Annotated in this window: 18 protein-coding genes; 8 read left to right on the top strand and 10 right to left on the bottom strand. The window is 66.3% G+C overall.

Translation table 11 applies throughout. From position 1 onward, the window contains the following. Positions 1–103 precede the first annotated feature (103 nt). Positions 104–1528 carry a D-alanyl-D-alanine carboxypeptidase/D-alanyl-D-alanine endopeptidase gene (gene dacB / locus J5251_RS04630; RefSeq protein ID WP_208575352.1) on the bottom strand — a complete coding sequence of 475 codons (1425 nt, stop codon included), beginning with the start codon at positions 1526–1528 and terminating at the stop codon, positions 104–106. A 187-nt stretch (positions 1529–1715) separates the two neighbouring features. Between dacB and J5251_RS04625 the strand changes: the two genes are divergently transcribed. From J5251_RS04625 to J5251_RS04615, 3 genes are all read left to right on the top strand, one after another. Continuing rightward, a complete protein-coding gene (locus tag J5251_RS04625) occupies positions 1716–2279 on the top strand; it encodes an inorganic diphosphatase (protein WP_139003842.1) in 564 nt (187 codons plus the stop codon). Positions 2280–2384: 105 nt separating this feature from the next. Beyond that, positions 2385–3014, top strand: coding sequence for a hypothetical protein (locus J5251_RS04620; RefSeq protein ID WP_139003841.1), 630 nt, complete (start codon positions 2385–2387; stop codon positions 3012–3014). Positions 3015–3072: 58 nt separating this feature from the next. Beyond that, positions 3073–3501, top strand: coding sequence for a DUF1761 domain-containing protein (locus tag J5251_RS04615; RefSeq protein ID WP_208575351.1), 429 nt, complete (start codon positions 3073–3075; stop codon positions 3499–3501). Between the two features lie 111 nt (positions 3502–3612). Here the strand turns inward: J5251_RS04615 and J5251_RS04610 are convergent, their stop codons facing one another. Both J5251_RS04610 and serS read right to left on the bottom strand, forming a co-directional pair. Next, positions 3613–4491 carry an HAD family hydrolase gene (locus tag J5251_RS04610; protein WP_139003839.1) on the bottom strand — a complete coding sequence of 293 codons (879 nt, stop codon included), beginning with the start codon at positions 4489–4491 and terminating at the stop codon, positions 3613–3615. Between the two features lie 83 nt (positions 4492–4574). Next, positions 4575–5858: a serine--tRNA ligase gene (gene serS / locus J5251_RS04605; protein WP_208575350.1), complete on the bottom strand. Its 1284-nt coding sequence runs from the start codon at positions 5856–5858 to the stop codon at positions 4575–4577. A gap of 73 nt (positions 5859–5931) precedes the next feature. On the opposite strand from serS, the gene J5251_RS04600 reads away from it, so the two are divergent. Then, the gene (locus tag J5251_RS04600; protein WP_139003837.1) at positions 5932–7035 is read left to right on the top strand and encodes a diacylglycerol/lipid kinase family protein; all 1104 of its coding nucleotides are present in this window, start codon (positions 5932–5934) and stop codon (positions 7033–7035) included. Between the two features lie 37 nt (positions 7036–7072). Here the strand turns inward: J5251_RS04600 and J5251_RS04595 are convergent, their stop codons facing one another. The 3 genes from J5251_RS04595 to J5251_RS04585 form a co-directional block, all read right to left on the bottom strand. Continuing rightward, positions 7073–7402: a hypothetical protein gene (locus J5251_RS04595; RefSeq protein ID WP_208575349.1), complete on the bottom strand. Its 330-nt coding sequence runs from the start codon at positions 7400–7402 to the stop codon at positions 7073–7075. A gap of 86 nt (positions 7403–7488) precedes the next feature. Further along, positions 7489–8415: a prephenate dehydratase gene (gene pheA, locus J5251_RS04590; protein WP_208575348.1), complete on the bottom strand. Its 927-nt coding sequence runs from the start codon at positions 8413–8415 to the stop codon at positions 7489–7491. Continuing rightward, positions 8415–8741, bottom strand: coding sequence for a rhodanese-like domain-containing protein (locus tag J5251_RS04585; RefSeq protein ID WP_139003834.1), 327 nt, complete (start codon positions 8739–8741; stop codon positions 8415–8417). Before J5251_RS04585 ends, pheA begins: the two co-directional genes overlap by 1 nt. Positions 8742–8851: 110 nt before the next feature. Between J5251_RS04585 and J5251_RS04580 the strand changes: the two genes are divergently transcribed. From J5251_RS04580 to J5251_RS04565, 4 genes are all read left to right on the top strand, one after another. Then, positions 8852–9595: a peptidase E gene (locus J5251_RS04580; RefSeq protein WP_208575347.1), complete on the top strand. Its 744-nt coding sequence runs from the start codon at positions 8852–8854 to the stop codon at positions 9593–9595. 75 nt (positions 9596–9670) lie between these two features. After that, positions 9671–11728, top strand: a complete 2058-nt coding sequence (locus tag J5251_RS04575; protein WP_208575346.1) for an ABC1 kinase family protein — start codon at positions 9671–9673, stop codon at positions 11726–11728. A gap of 58 nt (positions 11729–11786) precedes the next feature. Beyond that, entirely contained in the window at positions 11787–13169 is a 1383-nt protein-coding gene (locus J5251_RS04570; RefSeq protein ID WP_208575345.1) for an amidase, read from the top strand. A gap of 105 nt (positions 13170–13274) precedes the next feature. After that, a complete protein-coding gene (locus tag J5251_RS04565; protein ID WP_208575344.1) occupies positions 13275–14750 on the top strand; it encodes a peptide MFS transporter in 1476 nt (491 codons plus the stop codon). Positions 14751–14837: 87 nt separating this feature from the next. On the opposite strand, the gene J5251_RS04560 is transcribed toward J5251_RS04565, so the two are convergent. Genes J5251_RS04560 through trxB form a run of 4 tightly spaced genes read right to left on the bottom strand, consistent with a single transcriptional unit; the run spans position 14838 to position 18866 of the window. Further along, positions 14838–16013 (bottom strand): ArsO family NAD(P)H-dependent flavin-containing monooxygenase, encoded by a 1176-nt coding sequence (locus tag J5251_RS04560; protein ID WP_208575343.1) that lies wholly within the window; start codon positions 16011–16013, stop codon positions 14838–14840. Between the two features lie 50 nt (positions 16014–16063). After that, positions 16064–16489: a low molecular weight phosphatase family protein gene (locus J5251_RS04555; protein ID WP_208575342.1), complete on the bottom strand. Its 426-nt coding sequence runs from the start codon at positions 16487–16489 to the stop codon at positions 16064–16066. Further along, entirely contained in the window at positions 16490–17896 is a 1407-nt protein-coding gene (locus J5251_RS04550; protein ID WP_208575341.1) for an FAD-dependent oxidoreductase, read from the bottom strand. It abuts the gene before it with no gap. Beyond that, a complete protein-coding gene (trxB, locus tag J5251_RS04545; protein WP_208575340.1) occupies positions 17889–18866 on the bottom strand; it encodes a thioredoxin-disulfide reductase in 978 nt (325 codons plus the stop codon). Before trxB ends, J5251_RS04550 begins: the two co-directional genes overlap by 8 nt. Positions 18867–18907 lie beyond the last annotated feature (41 nt).

Here is an 18907-nt window from a genome sequence, read left to right as displayed (position 1 = left end):
GGCAGGTCACCGGCCGTTCGCCCAGCGGTGAAGGAAATTTTGAACGGCTGGCCCGCGTGCCCGGGTGAGGGTGCGGGTCAGGTGCCGGCCAAGTTCCAGGGGGTCAGCGGCAGCCGCAGCCGGCCAGGACCGTGGCCGCACGGTCGGCCGCCTCGCGGGCCTGCGGCGTGGAATTCTGCAATCCGTTGGCCACGAAGGCAAAGACCAGTGTCCGCCCGTCCGTCGTCACCGCATAGCCGCTGAGCGAGGTGACGGTGTGCAGCGTGCCGGTCTTGGCGCGCACCAGCCCGGCGCCGCCGGCAGTCTTGCCCGCGAAGCGCTCCTGCAGCGTCCCTGTCAGTCCCGCAACGGGCAGCCCGTCGATGGCCGCCCGCAGGTCCTGGTTGGAACCGCTGGTGATCTCCCGGAGCACCGCCGAGAGCTGCTCCGCCGAGACCTTGTTGCCCAGTGCCAGCCCGCTGGCATCGCTGATCAGCAGGCCGGAAGTGGGAATCCCGAGCTTCTCCATGGCCTCCTTGATCGCCTCGGTGCCGCCGCCGAAGGACCCGGGTTTGCCGCTGGCCAGGGCCGTGTTGCGGGCCATGACCTCGGCAACGTAGTTATCGGATTCCTGCAGCATGTAGTTGACGTGCTCCGCCACGGTGGCGGATTCAACGGAGGCCAGCACTATGCCCTCCTTGGGTGCGGCACCGCGGACAACATCTGGCGCCACCTTGACGCCGCGCTCTGACATTTCCTCCGCCAGCGCCGCGCGGAAGGCCCGCGCGGCCGTGAGGGCAGCATCATCGACCAGCTCGCCGCTGCCGTCCGCGTTTTCCCGGCCGCCCGAGAGCGCCAGCGGATAAATCGGCGCGATCTCCCCCGCCTGGATATCGGCCGGATCCCACGCGGCGCTCAGCGTTGGCCCGGCGTAGGCCGTGTCGTCCAGCAGCACCCGCAGTTCTCCGGTGAACTCCACAGTGGCCAGCCGTTCCGCGGCGGCCCGCGCCAGCGTGGCCAGGCCCGCGCGCCCGAGGACGTCCTCCCGCTCCGACTCGCCCGCACCCAGCAGGGCATCTCCCCCGCCGCGCAGTACCAGCGTCCCGGGCACATTGCCCTGGACGACCTCGGTGGAAAACCGTGCCTCCGCGCCGAGGGTCAGCAGGGCCGCCGCCCCGGTCAGCAGCTTCAGGTTGGAGGCCGGGGTGCGTGGCTCGGTCCCCTTGCGCTCATACAGCACGTCGCCGCTGTCCGCATCGGTGACCTGCGCCGCGAAGTCCCCAGCGCCGTCGTACTTCAAAGCTTTATCCAGCGCCCCGCCCAGCACCTTCGGATCCGGCACCGGTGCGTCATCCGGCGAGTCCGTCAGGAGCTCGGCGGCGGCCAGTTTCGTCGGCGGCAGCTGGGCGTCCGGAGTACTCACCACCGGTTTGGCAGCCCCGGGATTCCATTCAAGGGCGGGGGCCAGATGCCAGGCGGCGGGAAAGGCGAGCACGGCGAAGGCCGCGGCCAGCAGCCAGGATGTCAGCAGCCGGAAGCCACGGTTCATCCTGCCCTCCCCCTGTTTGCACCTGCGCGTCTTACGGCCCTGGCGGCGGGACGGAACGCGGTTTGTGAATCGGCCGCTCCGGTTGATGTCGGACCGGGCAGCCAAGACCTATATCGTTAAGCCTAGACCGGCGCCGGGCCCTGCCCTGTCCACCGCGCCAGTGAGACAAAACACCAAGGAGACTTCCATGCAGCACGATGTGACCATCGAGATCCCCAAGGGATCGCGCGTCAAGTACGAGATCGACCACGAGACGCACCGCCTCCGCCTGGACCGCGTTCTCTTCACCTCCATGCAGTACCCCACGCACTACGGCTACTTCGAGGACACCCTGGGTGAAGACGGCGATCCGCTGGACGCACTGGTCATGCTGCAGGATTTCGACCTGCTGCCGGGCGTGCTGGTTGAGTCCCGCCCGATCGCCGTGTTCAACATGACCGACGACGGCGGCGGGGACGCCAAGGTGCTGTGCGTACCCTCCGACAAGCGCTTCGACCACATCCAGGAACTCTCCGACGTCCCGGAGTTCCTGGTCAAGGAGATCGAGCACTTCTTCACCCGCTATAAGGATCTTGAGCCGGGCAAGTGGGTCAAGGCCGAGGGCTGGTCCGACCGCGCAGCCGCCGAGGCCGAACTGGAAGCTTCCATCAAGCGCTTCGCCGCACTCGGCGACGAGTCCGCTCCGGACGAGCCTCAGGGCCGCGACGTCGAGGAAGGCACCGCCAGCAGTTCAGAGGCACAGGGCCGCTAGATTTAACCCTGCTTCGAGGGCGGTCCGGACTGTTTTCAGCCCGGGCCGCCCTTTTTGGCAACCGAAATCAGTTGATTCGGCTTTTTTGTCCGTAATACTTAGGGCATGTACGTGCTCACCATTAATCAGCGCGACTCCCGCGAGGTAGGCGATCTGGTTCCGGAGCTGATCAAATCGCTGCGGCACCTGCCAACCGCCATCGCCTTCCGGCGGTCCGTCGGGGACGAGGCCATCGGCGTGCTGGAAGACCCGAAGACGGCCATCGACGCCGCCATGATCGCCCTGCGGAGCCGGCGCTGGCATGTCGGGATCGGCGTGGGCGAACTGTTGGTACCGCTGCCCGAGGACGTTAACGAAGCCCAGGGATTCGGGCTGGTCTATGCGCGGCGCGCCGTGGAGCGGGCCCAGAAGACGGGTGAACGGGTCCCGCTGGCGGTCTCGGGACCCGACGCCGACATCGCGGCCGAGGCCGAGGCAGTGCTCCGGCTGATCGGCCAGATCGTGTCCACCCGGACCGATGCCGAATGGAAGGTGCTGGACCTGATGACTCCCGGCGCCCGGGGGCAGCAGAAATTCATCGCCGAGGAACTCGGTATCACCACGCAGGCGGTCAGCAAGGCCGTGGTCCGCTCGCACTGGGTCGAGGAATGGGCCTGCCGTCCGGCCGCGGCACGCCTGCTCGACCTCGTTTACGGACCCAAATCGCTGCCCGAGGCGAGCCTTCCATACCGCTGACCTGCGGCTAGGCCTAGACTCCGAGAAGGAGTACACCGATAACCAAGAGGAGCTGACGATGATTCCGGAGATCAATTTCTGGGCCGTGCTGGTGGCAACGCTGTCCACCATGGTAGTCGGATCCATCTGGTACACGCCCAAGGTGTTCGGCAGCTACTGGATGCGCGTGGCCAAGGTGAGCCCCAGTGGTGAAGCCAAGGACGCGGTCAAACCAATCCTGATCACGTTGGTGGTCAGCTTCATCAGCGCCTGGGTGCTCGCGGGCGCGGCGGCCATCGCGCAGGAGTTTTACGGCGGCAGTTTCCTCTGGAACACCGTGCTCACTGCGGTGATTTTGTGGGCCGGTTTCACCGCGGCACGGTTCATCACCCACGACGCCTTCGAGGGCCGGCCCGCCGGGCTGACCGTCCTGAACTGCGCCCACGAACTGGTCACCTACGTGATCATGGCGCTGATCATCGGCCTGTTCGGCATCAGCGCGGCCTAATCAAACAGCCGCTCAACCAACCCAAGCGGACAGCGCCTCAGCGACGGACTGAAACGGTCCAGGAAAGGCTTGGTACCAATCTGATACCAGCGACGGAACAAGCGCCTGAATTTAGGCGAGCAGGCTGCGCAGGATCGGGGCCGCGCCGTCTTCGTCTACTGTTCCGGTCACTTCATGGGCGACGGCGATGACTTCCTCCGGCGCCTGGCCCATGGCAACACCGCGGGCTGCCCAGTCGAGCATTTCGATATCGTTGCGACCGTCCCCCATAGCGACGGTCTGGGCCGGGTCCACCTTGAGCTGGCGCCGCAGGGTTTCCAGCGCGCTGGCCTTGGTGACGCCGTTGGCCGCGATATCCAGCCAGGCGGTCCAACCCACCGAGTAGGTCACGCCGTGCAGGCCCGCATTGTCGATGGCTTCCTTGAATTCTTCGGGCGTGTTCTCGGTACTGAACACCACCACGCGCACCGCCGATGCTTCCAGCATGGTCTCGAAGTCCACGCCGACAGCCTCAACCCCGAAGCTGGCGTCCTGGAAGCGCTCGGTCGAGAGGAATTTGCCCTCATCGTCCTCAAGGGCGAACTTGGCGGTGGGCAGTTTCGTGCGCAGGGCACGCAGTGCCGGACCCGGTTCGAAGGTGACGCGGTCGATGACCTCGTAGCCATTCTCCAAGCCGGTATCGATCCGCAGGGTCACACCGCCGTTGGAGCAGACGGCGAACCCCTTGGTCAGGCCGATGAGTTCGATGATCGGCAGCGTGGCGTTCAGCGAGCGGCCGGTCGAGACCACCACTTCATGGCCCGAATCGACCACCGCCTGCGCGGCCTCGCGAACGGCAGCGCTCATGTGCCCGTCGTGGTTCACGAGTGTGCCGTCCACATCCAGGCAGACCATTTTCCGCACCTGGTTGTGCGTCTGTGTGGAATTCCGGCCCGTATTCTTTTGCTGGTCTTCGATGCCAGCAATCGCATTATCAGCTGTAGTTGTCATTGTTCCAGTGAATCAGAGGCAAGCCCCGGAACGGTAGGGCGGCGCTCACATTGGGAATTAACGGCCGGTGAACACCGCCCGAACTAGCTGAGTACGGGCAGAACCTCGAGGCCGCCCAGGTATGGACGCAGCGCCGCGGGCACGGTAACCGATCCATCGGCATTCTGGTGGTGCTCGAGAATGGCCACAATCCAACGCGTGGTGGCGAGCGTGCCGTTCAGGGTGGCCACGGCACGGGTGCCCTTCTTTTCCTCGCCGGTGACGCGTTCACGCACATTCAGGCGACGGGCTTGGAAGGTTGTGCAGTTGGACGTGGAAGTCAGCTCCCGGTAGGCATTCTGCGTGGGCACCCAGGCTTCGCAGTCGAACTTGCGGGCGGCGCTCATGCCGAGGTCACCGGCGGCGGTGTCGATCACCCGGTAGGGCAGTTCCACCTTGGCGAGCATCTCCTCTTCCCAGGCCAGCAGCCGGGCGTGCTCCTCTGCGGCGTTCTCGACCGTGGTGTAGATGAACATTTCCACCTTGTTGAACTGGTGGACTCGGATAATCCCGCGCGTATCCTTGCCGTGCGAACCCGCTTCACGGCGGTAGCAGGAGGACCAGCCCGCGTAGCGCAGCGGGCCGCCGGCCAGGTCCAGGATTTCGTCGCCGTGGTACCCCGCCAGCGGCACCTCGGAGGTGCCCACCAGGTACAGGTCGTCATCGGCCAAACGGTAGATTTCGTCGTCATGCGCCACGTCGAACCCGGTGCCCTGCATAGTCTCCGGGCGGACCAGCGTGGGGGTAATCATCGGGGTGAAGCCCGCCGCAATGGCTTGGTCCATGGCCATGTTCAGCAGCGCGAGCTCCAGCCGGGCGCCGACGCCCTTGAGGAAGTAGAACCGCGCGCCGGAGACCTTCGCGCCGCGCTCCATGTCGATTGCGCCGAGCAGCTCGCCGATCTCCAGGTGGTCCCTGGGCTCGAACCCGTCCGGGCCGAAATCACGCGGCTTGCCGACGGTCTTGATGACCTCGAAATCGTCCTCGCCGCCGGCGGGAACGCCGTCCTCGATGAGGTTAGGGATGCGCCGCAGCAGCGACTCCTGCTCCGTTTGGGCGGCGTCCGACTCGGCCTGGGCGGCCTTGACCGACGCGGCGAGTTCCTTCACCTCGGCCAGCAGGGCCTGCTTTTCCTCGCCCTTGGCCTGGGCAACCTTCTTGCCAAAGGCGTTCTGCTCGGCGCGCAGCGATTCGTAGCGGGTAATGGCTTCGCGGCGGGCGGAGTCTGCGGAAATGACTGCATCAATCAGGGAATCATCGGCTCCCCGGGCACGCTGCGAGGCTCGGAAAATCTCAGGATTGGCGCGGAGTTCATTTACATCGATCACCTGCTAAGGGTACCGAACAACCGGCTGCCACCTCGATCCCGCGCCCGAGTGGTGCGGCTATTCTAAGAGCATCATGGAGACTCAGTGGATGGTTGGCCTCGTCGTTGTTATCGCCGCGGTGGTTTTTCTCGTGAGCTGGCTCAGTGTGCGCCACCTGCCGGCCCGGCGGGCAGCCGCGGTTCCAGGCGTGCCGGTGGAAGCCCTTGATGCCAGGGCGCAGCGCGTGGCAGTGATCCTCAACCCCGTGAAGAACGACGCCGAATTAGCCCGGGAGAAGATCCGGATGGCTTGCACCGCGGCCGGGTGGCCGGAGCCGATGGTCTTCGAGACAACAATTGAGGACCCGGGACACACGCAGACACGGCGGGCGCTGGAAGCCGGCGCCGACGTTGTCCTGGCTGGCGGCGGCGACGGAACGGTCCGCGTAGTTACCGGCGAGCTGGCCGGGACGAACACACCCTTCGGCCTGGTGCCGCTGGGCACCGGAAACCTGCTGGCCCGCAACCTCGGCATCAACCCCGGACAACTGGACGCGAACATCCTCACGGCCCTGCACGGTTCGGACCGCCGGATCGACACCGCGACCATCACGCTCGAGAATTCGGTGACCGGCAGCAGCATTACGGAGAGCTTCCTGGTGATCGCCGGCATCGGGCTGGACGCCCAGGTCCTCGCGGACACCAAGGACGATCTCAAACGCAAATACGGTTGGCTGGCCTACTCCGAAGCGGGCGTACGGAATCTGCCCGGCAAACGCAAAAAAGTCACCATCAGTATCGACGACGGTCCGGCCCACACCCGCAGTATCCGCAGCATCCTGTTTGCCAACTGCGGCAAACTGCCGGCAGGCATCGACTTCATCCCGTCGGCCACGGTGGACGACGGCGAACTGGACATCGTGGTGATGAGCCCGCGCAACGCCCTAGGCTGGATCCGGATTGCCGCCAAGACGCTGCTGCGGCACAACGCCCGGATCCCGGTCATCGACTATTACCGAGGGCGCAAGGTCACGGTGACGGCCCATGAACCGATGGGCACCCAGCTCGACGGGGATCTCTCGGGCGACGTGACATCACTGACCGTCCAGGTCCGGCCCTCCGCGCTCAGCGTGCGGGTGGATCCGCAGACCCTGGCGGAGGTTGGCGCCGCAGCCGGCAACAACCGCCGGACGGCCTGACCTTAGCTGCGGCACCATTCCACCGGTCCGGACGGTTCTAGGTGTCCTGGCCGCCAAGGTTGTACGGATCGTCGCTCGCGTCCGCCTCGTCCGTATTGTGCAGATCCTCGCCCGGGACATCAATGCCCTCGCGCTCCGCATCCAGCGGCGGCACATCCTCGAGGTTTTCGCTCTCGTCTTCCGGATTCGGAAATTCGCCTTTGGCCTGATGCTTGATCATTTCCTGCTCCTCGGCCAGGCGCAGGTCATTGCCGAGGTCACCCGCATCGCCGGAACGGAACTCACTGTTGGTCTGCTGCAACTGCTGGTCATACTGGCCCCCGTCAGCGCCGGTCTCGCTGTGCAGTTCCTCGTTGCTTTCGGTCATCGTAGGCACCTTCCGTTCAGTATTACTCGGCTCCAACTTCGATCAGCTTACTTAGCAAGTGGTGCCAACGAAAGCTCGCGGGCTTCTCAGGCCGGCTGCAGCAGGCGCTGGACCCATTCATGCGCCTCACGGAATGCTTTGTCTTGATTGTGCCGGGGCACTGCGTAAGCGCGGCCGTCGGCGCGGGGATACGACCCCAGAAAGCGGGTATCCGGACTGATCCGGTGCAGTCCCCGGACGGCGTCGGCCACGCGCTGCTCGGCGAGGTGTCCCTCAACGTCGAAGCTGAAAAAGTAGTCGCCCAAGAACTGGCCGGTAGGCCGCGACTCGATCCGGCTCAAGTTGACTCCGCGGGTGCCGAACTGTTCCAGGATTTCCATCAGTGCGCCCGGACGATCCTCGGGCAGCGGGACCACCAGCGTGGTCTTGTCGGATCCGGTGGGCTCAGGCAGCCCGTTGGGCCGGCTTACCAGGATGAAGCGTGTGACAGCATCGGAAATGTCGCCGACATCTTCTGCCAGCACGTGGAGGCCACGCTGTTCTGCCACCAGCGGCGAGCAGATGGCCGCGTCGTAGGGGCAATTATCGGCGAGCAGTCCCACAGCAGCGGCGGCGGTGGAGGATCCCGGCAGATATGCAGCTTGGGGAATATTGGCTTCGCTCCACCTACGGCACTGGGCCCAGGCATGGGTATGGGTGGAAACAGCCTTGATGTCGGCAAGCGCCAGTCCCGGACGGGCCACTAACACGAAGCGGATGGGAACCAGCTCTTCCCGCAGGATCTGCAGCGGTTCCCCCGTCGCTATGGCATCAAGCGTGGCGCTGACGCCACCTTCTACGGAATTTTCGATGGGCACCATGGCGGCATCCGCCGCACCGGTGCGGATCAGTTCGAGGGCGCCGCTGACATTGGCCGCCGGTATGCGGTGCGCCACGGCGGCCCCCGGGACCTGCAGCAGGGCAGCTTCGGTGAAGGTGCCCTCGGGACCCAGGAAGGTATAGGTACCGCTCATTACTTGACCGTCGGCTCCTGCCCGTTGTCGGAGACCATCGGCTTGCCGGCCTCGAGCCAGGCACCCATGCCGCCGTCGACATTAACCGCCGAGTAGCCGTTGCCCACCAGCCACGCAGCGGCGCGGTAGGAGCGCCCACCCGTCCGGCAGATCACATGGAGGTCCTCGTCGGGATCCAGTTCGTCGAGCCGCTCGGGCAACTGATCCAGCGGAATGTGCAGGGCGCCGTCGATATGGCCCGCCTCCCACTCGTAATCCTCGCGCACGTCCAGTACTTTGGCGTCGGCGCCGATGCTGTCCACATCCACGTTTTCCAAGTCGCTCATCGGGGAAACCTCCGCAGAAATCAGTCGTAAGACGGACTGTTTGCCGTCCTCTCCAGCCTATAGTGGGATCACGCTGTGCACCTTAACAAGACTTCCAGACAGAGGTACTGATGGCCGCTGAGCAGCCCACCATTCTGGCCACTTCGGGTGGCTACAAAGCAGGATCCCGCACCCGGTTGGAGTTCAACCACCTGGTCCACCACGCCGTCGAGCTATCCGGCGCCAGCGGACGGGCACCGAAGATCACGCACTTGGGAACGGCGGGCGGCGACCAACGCTGGTACGCGGCCGAACTCGACGAGGCCGCCCGGGTCGCCGGCTTCGAGCTGTCCCATCTGAACCTGTTCAGCATGCCCAACATCGGCAACATGGAGGAGCACCTGCTGGGCCAGGACGTGGTCTGGGTGAACGGCGGATCAGTGGCCAACCTCCTGGCCGTGTGGCGGGTCCACGGACTGGATACGATCTTCCGCCAGGTCTGGGAAGCGGGCGTGGTGCTGGCAGGTGTGTCCGCCGGTTCCATCTGCTGGTTCCGCGGCGGCACCACGGATTCGTTCGGCCCGGAACTGCGTGCCGTCACCAACGGCCTGGCGCTGCTTCCCTATGACAATGGTGTCCATTACGACTCGGAAGCCGAACGCCGGCCCCTGGTCCACCAGTTGGTCAGCAGCGGCACTCTCGGCGAAACCCACTGCACCGACGACGGCGTGGGGCTGGTTTACCGCGGCACCGAACTTTCGGAGGCGGTCACCGAGGTCAAGGGCAAACTGGCCTACCGGGTCACAGCCAAGGCCGGGGACGGCCCTGAAGCCGTAGCGGCAGAGGAACCGATCGAGCCGCGCTACCTGGGCTGACGCACACACCGCGGGTTCCGGCTGCCGGCCGGATGAGAGGCGGAGAGCGCCTGCCGCGGAACTGACGGGGGAGGTATGGATCTGCAGCTGCTACGCGATGGTTTTGTCTCCGGGCTCGGGACTGCCGTCGCGCTCATTGCCGCCGCCCTGACACTGCTTCTGCTGGCCTGGCTGGCTGCCACCATTGCCCGCCGGGTCCTCGGCGTACCGGTCGGCTGGCCGCGCTCCATGGTGGTGGGCGTGTTCATGATTCTGTCCTTCTCGGCCATGTCCAGATACCTCTACGACGCGGCAGACCTGGGCAGCGTGGACGGCAGCCAACTGAACGTTCCGGCCGCCGTCGTACTGATGTTTTTGGTGCTCGCCGTGGCGTGGGTCTTCGCGATCGGCGTCGCCGTGCTGGTAGGGCTGGAAGTTGCCTTTCCCACTGGTTCGCTGCCGAAACTCACCAGCTTCTTCTCCGGCTGGCGCGCCCGGCGGCAGCGGGCCAAGCGCTACACCGACGTGGTGCGGATTGCCTTCAAGCACGGGCTCGGTTCGCAGCTGCGCGGGCTGACGCGCAACACCCGGAACGCCGACGAGGAAGAAACGGCGCTGCACCTGCGGCTGGCCCTGAACGAGGCGGGCGTGACGTTCGTGAAGCTGGGCCAGATGCTCTCGACCCGCCGCGACGTCCTGTCCGAGCCGTACATCCGGGAGCTGTCCAAACTGCAGACCCACGCCGAGCCCGAACCATGGTCGGCAATCCGGCCCGCCATCGGCAAATACCTCGGCCGGGACCTGGACGAAGTCTTCTCCTGGGTCAATCCGGAACCGCTCGCGTCGGCGTCCGTGGCCCAGGTCCACGAGGGCACGCTGCTCTCCGGGCAGGTAGTGGTCCTGAAGGTGCAACGGCCCTCGGCGCTCCGGCAGGTGCGCCGGGACATCGACATTGTGCTGCGCATGGCCCGCTGGCTGGACCGCACCGCGCCCTGGGCCCGCTCGCTGGGCATTAACAACCTGGCGCAGGGATTCGCGGACTCGCTGCGGGAGGAACTGAACTACCGCGTGGAGCTGGAGAACATGCGCAGCGTGACGGCCGCACTGGCCGAGTCCGGCATCGAGGACGTTCTGGTCCCGCATGCCTATGAGGAGTTCTCAGGCAGCCGCCTGCTGGTGATGGACAAGCTGGACGGCCTGCCCATCTCCCACTCCCATCACCTGCTGGCCGCGATGCAGCCGGTCCAGCGCAATGGTGTCGCCGAAAAACTGCTCAAGGCCACGCTGAGCCAGATCGTGGACACCGGGGTGTTCCACGCAGACCTGCACCCGGGCAACATCTTCCTGCGCGCCGACGGCGGCGTCGGCCTGCTGGATTTCGGTTCCGTTGGGCGGCTGGATCCAGGCACCCGCCAGTCGCTGGGGACACTGTTGTACGCGGTGGAGAAGGACGACGGCGTTTCCGCTACGGACGCCCTGATCGAGCTGCTGGACCGACCGGATGAACTCGACGAACGGGCACTCGAGCGCGGCGTCGGCCAGCTGCTGACCCGCTACCGCACCGGGTTCGGCGCGCATGGCAGCCGCAGCATGTTTTCGGTACTGCTCAATCTCCTGGTGCAGCACGGATTCGCGGTGCCGCCGCAGATCGCCGCGGCCTTCCGCGCGCTGGCCGCCCTCGAGGGGACGCTGGGGCAGATCAGCCCGGATTTCGACGTCGTTGCCGCGGCCCGCGCCGAAGGCAAGCGCATCATGGGCCGGCAGTTCAAACCGGGCAACCTCAAGGACCAGCTGGAAAGCCGGATGCTGCAGCTGCTGCCGCTGCTGGACCGCATGCCGCGCCGCATCAACAAGCTGACCGAGGACCTGGAGCAGGGCCGCTTCTCCATGAATGTGCGGATGCTGGCCGATAACCGCGACCGGCATTTCCTGGACACGCTGGTCCAGCAGGTGGTGGTGGCGCTGCTGGCCAGTGCGGCGACCCTGGGCGCGATTGTGCTCATTGCCAGCGATACCGGTCCAATGCTCACGGAAAACGTCCGGATGCACGCGTTCTTCGGCTACACGCTGCTCTTTGCCGGGTTTGTCCTCTCGCTGCGGGCCGTGGCCCTGGTGTTCCGCCGGCATCCCGAAAGCACCAACCGGGACATCTGAGCCGGTACCCCGCCGTCGTAGCATGGTGGTTCGGGCTACCGAAGGGCATCTGACATTCATGAGCGATCTGCACGAACTCTCGGCACTGCAGCAGCGGGACGCCGTCCGCCGCGGGGAAGTCGGCTCGCGGGAGCTCACCGAGCACTACCTGACCCGGATTGAGGCGCTGAACCCCGAGCTGGGCGCGTTCATCACCGTCACCGCGGAGCAGGCCCTTGCCGCCGCCCGCGAGGCAGACGAGCGCCAGGCCCGCGGCCAGGAGCTGCCCCGGTTGCACGGGCTGCCGCTGGCCTTCAAGGACCTGACCGATGTGGCCGGCGTGCACACCACCCATGGCAGTTCCGCCGTTGACCATGTCCCCGCGCCGGCTAACCACACGCTGGTGGACGTCCTGCAGAGCGCCGGTGCCATCAGCCTGGGCAAGACCCAGGTGCCCGAATTCGGGCTGACCTCCTACAGCGAGAACCGGATTGCCCGGCCCGCGCGCAACCCGCTGGATCCGGCCACCAGCCCCGGCGGCTCCTCGGGCGGAAGTGCGGCGGCCGTTGCGGCGGGAATGCTGCCGTTCGCGCCGGGTTCCGACGGCGGCGGCTCCATCCGGATCCCTGCCGCGGCCACCGGATTGGTCGGGCTGAAACCGGGGCGGGCCCGGGTGCCGGCCGGTTCCTCCGGAGAGGATGCCGGGCGGCTGGTGGTCGCAGGTCCGCTGGCCCGGACCGCCGCGGACGCCGGCCTGCTGCTGGACGCGATGGTGGACGAGCCGCTCGCCCGCGCGGCCTTCGGGACGGAGCCCGGTTTCCTCCGTGCCGCGCTGCGGGCCGAAGGCAGGTTCCGGATCGGTGCCAGCACGCTTTCGCCGTTTGCCGCCAGCTACCCGCTCTGGCTCGAGCCCGAGGCCCAGGCCGCGTTCGACCAGGGCATCCGGCTGCTCGCCGGCCTTGGCCACGATGTGCTGGACGCGGACTTCCGTTACGACAACCGCTATCCGGACGCCTTCACCACCGTGTGGACCTCCTCGCTGGCCCAGCTACGGATGCCGGCCAGCCGCGAACCGCAGCTGATGCCGCTCACCCGGGCCTTCCGCCGTCGTGCTTTGAAAAAATCTCCGGCAGAGCTGGCAGCGGCGCTGGGGATTCTGGCACGGTTCCAGGAAGACACGATGGCGCAGTTCGGGGCCTACGACCTGGTGCTCACGCCGGCACTGGCCATGACGCCGCGCCCGGTCGGCTGGTACACCGCCACCAGCGCCGAGGTGGACTACATGCGCCAATGCCAGTACTCGCCCTACACTTCCATGATCAACGTGTGCGGGCTGCCGGCCATCGCCGTACCCGTGCTGACCACCCCGCGGGGGCATTCGATGGGCGTCCAGCTGGTGGGAAAACCCGGTTCGGAAGCCGTCCTGCTGGCGGTCGCCGCGCAGCTCGAAAACGTGCGCTGACCGGGGCGGATCTCCGCGCGGATGCGGGCATTTCGCAATACCATCGGTTGCAGCAGGCAACCAAGAATATGACAATGCATAAAGTTCGGTGGCAAAATGGAGTAAATGAGCCAAACCTCACAATCGGCTACTCGGCCACAAGCTACCGGCGGTAAGACATTTTTCGGGCACCCCCGAATGCTCGCCAACCTCTTTTCCGTAGAACTGTGGGAGCGCTTCTCCTTCTACGGCATGCAGGGCATCCTCCTCTACTACATGTACTTCTCGGTCGCCGAAGGCGGCCTGGGCATCGACGAAGGCATCGCCACCGGACTGGTGGGCGCCTACGGCGGCGGTGTCTACCTCTCCAGCATCCTCGGCGCGTGGGTCTCGGACCGCCTCCTCGGTTCCGAAAAGGTCCTCTTCTACTCCGGCATCATGATCATGTTCGGCCACATCGCGCTGGCCCTGATCCCCGGCACAGTCGGCCTGGCCATCGGCCTGGTCCTGGTGGCCGTCGGGTCCGGCGGGCTGAAAGCCACCGCCACCTCGCTGGTCGGCTCGCTCTACGGCGAGAAGGACGAGCGCCGCGACGCGGGCTTCTCCATCTTCTACATGGGCGTGAACATCGGCGGGCTGGTAGGCCCGCTGCTGACCGGACTGGCCCACGTCCAGCTCGGCTTCCACTACGGGTTCGGCCTGGCCGCGATCGGTATGGCCATCGGCCTGACGCAGTACGCGCTGACCCGCAAGAACTTGCCCGAGGAATCCCACCACGTGGCCAACCCGTTGCCGCGCAGCCACTTCGGCAAGGTTGCCGGAATCGGCATCGGCGGCCTGGTGGTTGTAGTGCTGGCCGTGGCGCTGGGCCTGGTCACCGCGGAGAACCTCGCCCCGATCATGGCCTGGCTGGCGATTCTTGCCGCCGTGGCCTACTTCGCGGTGATTCTCTCCAGCAAGAAGGTCACGCCGCTGGAGCGCGGCCGCGTCTACGCCTTCATTCCGCTGTTCATCGGCTCCGCCGCGTTCTGGGCACTGTTCCAGCAGCAGTTCACCGTGGTGGCGCTGTACGCGGACAAGCAGCTGGACCGCAACCTCTTCGGCTGGGAGATGCCTGCGAGCTGGGTCCAGTCGATCAACCCGGTGTTCATCATTATCTTCGCTGGCATCTTCGCCACGATCTGGACCAAGCTCGGCCCCAAGCAGCCGGGCTCCCCGCTGAAGTTCGCCATCGGGCTGGCCGTGATGGGACTGGCCTTCCTGGCCTTCATCCCGCTCTCCGGCGCCGGCGCCAACAGCACCCCGCTGCTGGCGATGGCGGGCATCCTGTTCCTGTTCACCATGGCGGAGCTGTTCCTCTCGCCCACCGGCAGCTCCATCTCCACCAAGCTGGCTCCGAAGGCGTTCCAGACCCAGATGGTGGCGCTGTTCCTGCTCTCCATCTCGCTGGGCACCACACTGGCCGGCATCCTCGCCGGCTACTACGATCCGGCGAACGAGGCCCCGTACTTCGGCTTCATCGGCGTCACCGCGATCATCCTGGGCGTCGCCCTGGCCATTGCGGCACCGTCCCTGAAGAAAATCATGGGCGGCGTGCGCTGACCCGGACCTGATCCGCCGGCCTGCGCCGGTTCTGCACCTGCGACCAACTAACGACGGCGCCGCTCGAGGTGGGTTTTCCAACTCACCTTAAGCGGCGCCGTCGCCGTTCACGTTAAGTGCTGCCAGCATCTGAGGCTTTTTGTCGAGGTACTGCGCGAGAGCTTTAACGGTGTCGCGTGCCATGGCGCCGACGCCGATAAGAGTTGCCGAAGCGGGGCCGCACCAGTCTCCGTAGCCGAGGAAGAACAGGTTGCGATGATCCGTTGAGCGGGTGGCCAGGTCTTCGCCTGTTTCAGGGATGCCGTTCCGGGTCGTCAGGTCCAAGGGCTGCAAATGCTGCAGGTCGGGCCGGAATCCCGTGCACCAGATGATGACGTCTGCTTCCAGCTGCCCGCCGTCGTCCCATTGGACACCGCCGGGGATGAACCGGGAGAACATCGGCCGGGAATTGAGCTGCCCGGCGTCGCGTGCTGCCTTGACGGCGGGAACGGCGACAATATCGCCGAAGGAGGCTACCGAACCGGGGCTGGTTTCGCCGTTGGCGACGGCACGGGCGTGGTGGGTCGCGATCTGGAACAGTGCCCGGCCATCGATGTCGTCGGGAAGGTAGTGCGGCGGTTTGCGGGTGACCCAGGTGACGTCCGCGACGGGGGCGAGGTCCGCCACGATCTGCGCGCCGGAGTTGGCGCCCCCGACAACGATGATTCGGAGTCCGGCATAGGTGTCCCGGCCCCGGTAACCGGTTGTGTGCAGCTGCTCCCCGGTAAACAGCCCGCTGCCGGGCAGCTGCGGGATATAGGGGGCGTTCCAGTTCCCGGTGGCGCTGATGACGGCACGGCTGGTCCATTGCCCTTGATCGGTGTCCGTCGCGTATCCGCCGCCGGGCTCGTGCTGCACGGCGGTGACGGTAACAGGCCGGTGCACCGGGAGTCCGTAGCGGGTTTCGTACGTGCGCAGGTAGTCCACGACATGGCGCGCGGACGGGTTGCCCCCGCCTTGCCAGGGCGGCATCTGGTATCCGGGCAGGGAGCTGTAGACTGCCGGGGAAAACAGCTCCAGGCTGTCCCAGTAGTGCTGCCAGGCACCGCCGGGCTGCTCGTTGCAGTCGAGGATCGCGAAGGTCGGGGCCGGGCCGGACCTTCCGGCGGCCGCGTCCCGCCGCAGGCGGTTCAGGTAGAACCCGGCGGCGAGGCCCGCCTGCCCTCCGCCGAGGATGAGGACATCGACATCCCGGGCTGCGCCCGATAACTCTGTCTCCTGCACTGTTGTTCCCCTTGCGTCGGCGGGTGTCGCTGCGATGGAAGCCGGCCGGTTCAGTTGCCGGCTGGGGTGCCGGTGAGCTCGGCGTGAAGCGCCCGTACCCGTCTATGAATGTCGTCGCGAACCAGGCGCATCCGTTCGATTCCCTCGATGCCGCGTACGGAGGGTTCGTCGATGTCCCAGTTCTGGTACCGCGTGCCCTCGGGTGCCGTGACCTTAGCTTCGCTGCCCAACGTAACGACGACGTCTGCACCCTGCAGCGCTTCCTCGGTGACAGCTTTCGGCTTCTCGGCGGTGATGTCGATGCCGAGCTCGGCCAGGGATTCCGCCGAGAGCGCGTTGATGGCGTTGCCGGGTTTGGTTCCCGCAGAATGCACCTCAATGGTTCCGCGGGCAAGATCGCGCATTAGGCCGGCAGCCATCTGGGATTTGCCTCCGTTTTTAACGCAAATGAACAGGACACTGGGCGTGGCGGACATTTAGTTCTCCTGCTCTGCGGAGCGGCCGTGTGCCAGACCGGTCGGAATGCCTAGGAAGGCCGGTGCCGGGGGTGCGCAACAGGAGCCCTCATCCGGGCCCGCGGCCGCGGCCGGCGTGTCGCAGCTGCCGCCGAGGTCAGTGGAGCAGACCCCTGTTTCGGGCAGGACGAGTTCGACGTTGTCGGCTGCGGTCTGGTCGCCGGCGAGGGCTGCTGCGATGGAACGGACCTGTTCGTAGCCGGTGGCCATCAGGAACGTGGGTGCCCGTCCGTAGGATTTCATGCCGGTGATGTAGAAGTCCGGCTCCGGGTGGGACAGGAGCTTCGCGCCATGCGGTTCGACGGTGCCGCAGCTGTGGAATTCGGGGTCGATGAGCGGCCCGAGTTCCCGGGGCGCTTCCACGGCCGGGTCTAGGTCGAGTCGGATTTCGCGCAGCATGTCCAAATTCGGGCGGAAGCCGGTGGCCGGTACCAGCAGGTCCACGTCCAGCTGCGCCTCGCCGTTCGGGGTGGCGCCGAGGACGGCCAGGGAGTCAGCGCTCTTGAAGCCGGTGATCGTGAATGAGGTGTGCAGCTCGATGGAGCCTGCTTCGACCAGGGTGCGGAGGCGGGTGCCCAGAGCACCGCGGGCGGGCAGTCCGTCGAGGTCCCCTCCGCCATAGAGGTTGGTGACGGAGGAGCCGCGGACGGCCCAGCTGATCCGGGTGCCCGGTTCCTGTGCGGCCAGTTCGCCCAGAGCGAGCAGGGTGTTGGCGGCCGAGTGCCCGGCGCCGACGACCAGGATGTGGTTGCCAGCGAACCGGGCGCGGTCGCAGCCGGTGGCGTCGGGCAGCGGTGCGGTAATGAAACCGGCCGCCGTGGCTTCCGCTTCTCCGGGTGCCGGGAGTCCGGCCTGCCCCAGCGGGTTGGGCGTGTTCCACGTGCCGGAGGCGTCGATGACGGCCCGGACGCGGTGATCGGTGATGGCCCCGGTGTTGTTCAGGACGCGGACCAGGAACGGGGTCTCCTCCCGGCGGCGGGAGCGGGTCTTGTCCAGACCTGTCCGGGTGACGGCAATGACCTGTGATCCGGTGTGAAGGGTGCTCTGGATCGCGGGCACCCCGGCCAACGGCGTGAGGTACTGCTCCAGGAGTTCGCTGCCGGTGGGCAGGGCTTCCGGATCCGGTTCCTGCCAGCCGGTGCCGGCGAGCAGGCGGCGGGCGGCGGCGTCGATGTTGTAGCGCCACGGCGAGAAGAGCCGGACGTGTCCCCATGCCTCGACGGCGGCGGCCGGTGCGTCGCCTGCTTCGAAGATGACCGGGGTCAGGCCGCGTTCCAGCAGGTGTGCCGCCGCGGCGAGCCCGACGGGACCGGAGCCGATAACGGCAATGGGAAGTTGCGGGTTCTCACTGCCGGTGCTTTCAGGCATGGGTGCTCTCCTCAACGAGTGCGGTGGCGATACTGTCCGAATCTTCCAGTGCGGCGAGGTAGCGTTCGGCGTCGAGCGCGGCAGCGCAGCCGGTGCCCGCGGCGGTGATGGCCTGCCGGTAGCGGTGGTCCACGGCGTCGCCGCACGCGAAGACGCCCCGCTGGCTGGTCACGGTGGTGGGGGAGTCCACCTTGATATAGCCCTCCGCATCCAGATCGATCTGGCCCTTGACCAGTTCGGTCCGCGGCAGGTGACCGATGGCCACGAAGATCCCGGTGGCGGCCAGTTGGCGCGTCGCCCCGGTAATAGTGTCAGTCAGCGTCAAGCCGGAGACCTTGCCGTTGCCGTGGATGGCGGAAACGGTACTGTTCCATTCGAAGCGGATCTTCTCGTTGTCCCGCGCCCGCTGCGCCATGATCTTCGATGCCCGCAGCGCATCCCTACGGACGACGACGGTGACGGACTTGCCGAAGCGGGTCAGGAAGAGTGCTTCCTCCATGGCCGAATCCCCGCCGCCGACGACGATGATGTCCTGGTTTCGGAAGAAGAATCCGTCGCAGGTGGCGCACCAGGAGACGCCGTGGCCGGAGAACTTCTTTTCCTCCGGCAGCCCGAGTTCCTTGTAGGCGGAGCCGGTGGCCAGGATGACCGCCGGCGCCTGGTAGACGTTCTCGCCGGCGGTGACCACTTCTTTAAGGTGGCCTTCAAGCGAGACGGAGGAGACGTCGTCGTACTCAATGGTCGCGCCGAACTTCTCCGCCTGCTGCTGCAGGCTCTCCATCAGCTCCGGACCCTGGATACCCTCGGGAAAGCCCGGAAAATTCTCCACATCCGTCGTGTTCATCAGCGCGCCGCCCGCGGTGACGGCGCCGGCAATTACGCGCGGTTCCAGCCCGGCCCGCGCGGCGTAGATCGCTGCCGTGTAGCCCGCGGGACCGGAACCGATAATGATGATCTTGTCACTGCTCATATTCGTTCGTCCTTCTGTGCCGGCGCCGCGTGGTGGATCGC

The sequence above is a fragment of the Arthrobacter crystallopoietes genome, from assembly GCF_017603825.1.
Lineage (GTDB): Bacteria > Actinomycetota > Actinomycetes > Actinomycetales > Micrococcaceae > Crystallibacter > Crystallibacter crystallopoietes_B.
The sequence above is the reverse complement of the archived record's forward strand: the minus strand, read 5'-3'. Positions and strand labels throughout refer to the sequence as shown.

Bases quoted from the DNA above. Each gene is read 5' to 3' on its own strand.
- J5251_RS04550 (WP_208575341.1), bottom strand. From the start codon at position 17,896: ATGCCTGAAAGCACCGGCAGTGAGAACCCGCAACTTCCCATTGCCGTT.
- J5251_RS04565 (WP_208575344.1), top strand. From the start codon at position 13,275: ATGAGCCAAACCTCACAATCGGCTACTCGGCCACAAGCTACCGGCGGT.
- J5251_RS04625 (WP_139003842.1), top strand. From the start codon at position 1,716: ATGCAGCACGATGTGACCATCGAGATCCCCAAGGGATCGCGCGTCAAG.
- dacB (WP_208575352.1), bottom strand. From the start codon at position 1,528: ATGAACCGTGGCTTCCGGCTGCTGACATCCTGGCTGCTGGCCGCGGCC.
- J5251_RS04615 (WP_208575351.1), top strand. From the start codon at position 3,073: ATGATTCCGGAGATCAATTTCTGGGCCGTGCTGGTGGCAACGCTGTCC.
- pheA (WP_208575348.1), bottom strand. From the start codon at position 8,415: ATGAGCGGTACCTATACCTTCCTGGGTCCCGAGGGCACCTTCACCGAA.
- J5251_RS04575 (WP_208575346.1), top strand. From the start codon at position 9,671: ATGGATCTGCAGCTGCTACGCGATGGTTTTGTCTCCGGGCTCGGGACT.
- J5251_RS04595 (WP_208575349.1), bottom strand. From the start codon at position 7,402: ATGACCGAAAGCAACGAGGAACTGCACAGCGAGACCGGCGCTGACGGG.
- J5251_RS04570 (WP_208575345.1), top strand. From the start codon at position 11,787: ATGAGCGATCTGCACGAACTCTCGGCACTGCAGCAGCGGGACGCCGTC.
- J5251_RS04580 (WP_208575347.1), top strand. From the start codon at position 8,852: ATGGCCGCTGAGCAGCCCACCATTCTGGCCACTTCGGGTGGCTACAAA.
- J5251_RS04620 (WP_139003841.1), top strand. From the start codon at position 2,385: ATGTACGTGCTCACCATTAATCAGCGCGACTCCCGCGAGGTAGGCGAT.
- J5251_RS04585 (WP_139003834.1), bottom strand. From the start codon at position 8,741: ATGAGCGACTTGGAAAACGTGGATGTGGACAGCATCGGCGCCGACGCC.
- trxB (WP_208575340.1), bottom strand. From the start codon at position 18,866: ATGAGCAGTGACAAGATCATCATTATCGGTTCCGGTCCCGCGGGCTAC.
- J5251_RS04600 (WP_139003837.1), top strand. From the start codon at position 5,932: ATGGAGACTCAGTGGATGGTTGGCCTCGTCGTTGTTATCGCCGCGGTG.
- J5251_RS04610 (WP_139003839.1), bottom strand. From the start codon at position 4,491: ATGACAACTACAGCTGATAATGCGATTGCTGGCATCGAAGACCAGCAA.
- J5251_RS04555 (WP_208575342.1), bottom strand. From the start codon at position 16,489: ATGTCCGCCACGCCCAGTGTCCTGTTCATTTGCGTTAAAAACGGAGGC.